The sequence below is a fragment of the Inquilinus sp. genome (assembly GCF_057815775.1).
The window spans coordinates 1-2,355 of the sequence record NZ_JBYRFX010001030.1 but is presented as its reverse complement, the minus strand read 5'-3'; the positions used below and the strand labels follow the sequence as shown (position 1 = coordinate 2,355).

Below are 2,355 nucleotides of genomic sequence, written 5' to 3'. Positions count from 1 at the left end.
GGGACGAGGCGAAGATCCGCGCCCATGACTGGGTGCCGCTGATCCAGGCCGGCTATGCCTGGGACGCGCCGGATCGGATGACGGCGCACAGCGGCTGCCACGCGCTGGCGCTGCGCCGCGACAACACGATGAAGCACGACTGCGACATGACCAAGGGCGACAGCGGCGGCCCGATCTTCATGAAGCAGGATGGCGGCTATGCCATCGTGGCCGTGGTCACCCGCTTCTTCCACGATTCCAGCGACGAGAACGCCTATCTCGGCGTCGACAGCCGGGCCTTCGCCGATGCCCTGGCAAAGTATCTCGCTGCGCATGGTGGATAGCGCGGGCTCGCCCGCGCATGGGGGGTGAGCGCGAAGCGAGGGCTTGGGGTGTCCTTCTTCGTTGCACCGCGACCGCGAAGGCCCTAGCGTGCCGCACGCCATGACCGACGCGCTCCACGCCGCCCTGCTGCCCGAGGGTTTCTACGACGTCCTCCCGCCCGAAGCGGCTCAGGAGGCGGCGGTGATCGAATGCATGGTCGCGGTCCTGGGCAGCCACGGCTATGACCGGGTCAAGCCGCCGCTGGTCGAATTCGAAGACACGCTGCTCTCCGGCGTCGGCGCCAGCATGGCCCGGCACACCTTCCGCCTGATGGATCCGATGGGCAGCCGCATGCTTGGCCTGCGTGCCGACATGACCGTGCAGATCGCCCGCATTGCCCGCTCGCGCCTGGCCGCGGCGGCCCGGCCGCTGCGCTTGGCCTATGCCGGCCAGGTGATGCAGGTGCGCGGCACCCAGCTGCGGCCGGAACGCCAGTTCGCCCAGGTCGGCGCCGAGCTGATCGGCGGCGCCCAGCCGGCGGCGGATGCCGAGGCGGCGCTGCTGGCGGTCGCGGCGCTGCAGGCGGTCGGGGTCGACCGGCTGGCGCTCGACCTGACCGAACCGACTTTGGTGCCGGCGCTGCTCGGCGCCCATGGTGTCGAGGGCGAGGCCGGCACGGCACTGCGCCACGCGCTCGACCGCAAGGATGCCGCCGCCGTCGCCGCGCTTGGCGGTGCTGCCGCCGCGGCGTTGGGCGCATTGCTCGCCGCCTCCGGCCCGGCCGATGCGGCGCTGGCCGCGCTGGCGAAGATCGAACTGCCGGCGGAGACCAGGCCAATCCTGGACCGGCTGGGCGAGGTGGTGCGCCGCATCCGCGCCTCGGCGCCGGATCTGATGGTCACCGTCGACTTCGTCGAACATCGCGGCTTCGAATATCACACCGGCGTTGCCTTCACCCTGTTCGCCCGCGGTGCGCGGGGCGAGGTTGGGCGCGGCGGCCGCTATCGCGCCAATGGGGCCGAGGGCGAGGAAGCCACCGGCTTCACCCTGTTCATGGACACGGTGCTGCGTGCGGCGCCGCCGCCGGATCTGCCGCGCCGGGCGTTCCTGCCCTTCGGCACGGCGCATGGCGCCGGCGCGCCGCTGCGGGCCGAAGGCTATGTCACCATCGCCGGGCTGGAGCCCGGCGCCGATCCTCTCGTCGAGGCGCGCCGCCTAGGCTGCGGCTGGGTCCTTCGGGACGGCCGGCTCGACGAGATCTAGACAAGAGTTAAGAGGTATTCCGATGGCGAACGTGGCCGTGGTCGGCGCCCAGTGGGGCGACGAGGGCAAGGGCAAGATTGTCGACTGGCTGTCCAGCCGGGCCGACGTCGTGGTGCGGTTCCAGGGCGGGCACAATGCCGGCCACACGCTGGTGATCGGCAACAAGGTTCTCAAGCTCTCGCTGCTGCCGTCGGGCATCGTCCGGCCGGGCAAGCTCGGCATCATCGGCAATGGCGTCGTGGTCGATCCCTGGGCGCTGCTCGCCGAGATCGAGCGGATCCGCGCCCAGGATGTGGATGTCGGCCCGGAGAATTTGCTGCTGGCGGAGAATGCCGCGCTGATCCTGCCGGTGCATGGCGCGCTGGACCGGGCGCGCGAGGCATCGCGCGGCGAGGCCAAGATCGGCACGACCGGCCGCGGCATCGGCCCGGCCTATGAGGACAAGACCGGCCGCCGCGCCATCCGGGTCTGCGACCTGGCCGACGAGGCGGCGCTGCCGGGCAAGGTCGAGACCCTGCTGGCGCATCACAACGCGCTGCTGCGCGCGCTGGGCGCGGACGAGGTGGCGCCGGCCGAGCTGCTGGAACAGCTGCGCGAGGTCGCGCCGAAGATCCTGCCCTATGTCGGCGTGGTGTGGGAGCGGCTGGACGCGCTGAAGCGCGAAGGCAAGCGCATCCTGTTCGAAGGCGCCCAGGGCGCGATGCTCGACATCGACCACGGCACCTATCCCTATGTCACCTCGTCCAACACCGTGGCGGGGCAGGCGGCGGCGGGCTCCGGCATCGGGCC

3 protein-coding genes are annotated in these 2,355 nt (G+C 71.5%); all 3 read left to right on the top strand.

Features of this window, described 5'->3' with window-relative positions:
• On the top strand, nt 1-323 hold a 323-nt coding region (locus tag AC3XYG_RS36710), incomplete at its 5' end, for a trypsin-like serine peptidase (protein WP_489144847.1).
• Between the two features lie 100 nt (nt 324-423).
• Nucleotides 424-1,566, top strand: a complete 1,143-nt coding sequence (locus AC3XYG_RS36705) for an ATP phosphoribosyltransferase regulatory subunit (protein ID WP_489144846.1) — start codon at nt 424-426, stop codon at nt 1,564-1,566.
• A gap of 22 nt (nt 1,567-1,588) precedes the next feature.
• The coding region (locus AC3XYG_RS36700; RefSeq protein WP_489144845.1) for an adenylosuccinate synthetase at nt 1,589-2,355 on the top strand (767 nt) is incomplete at its 3' end.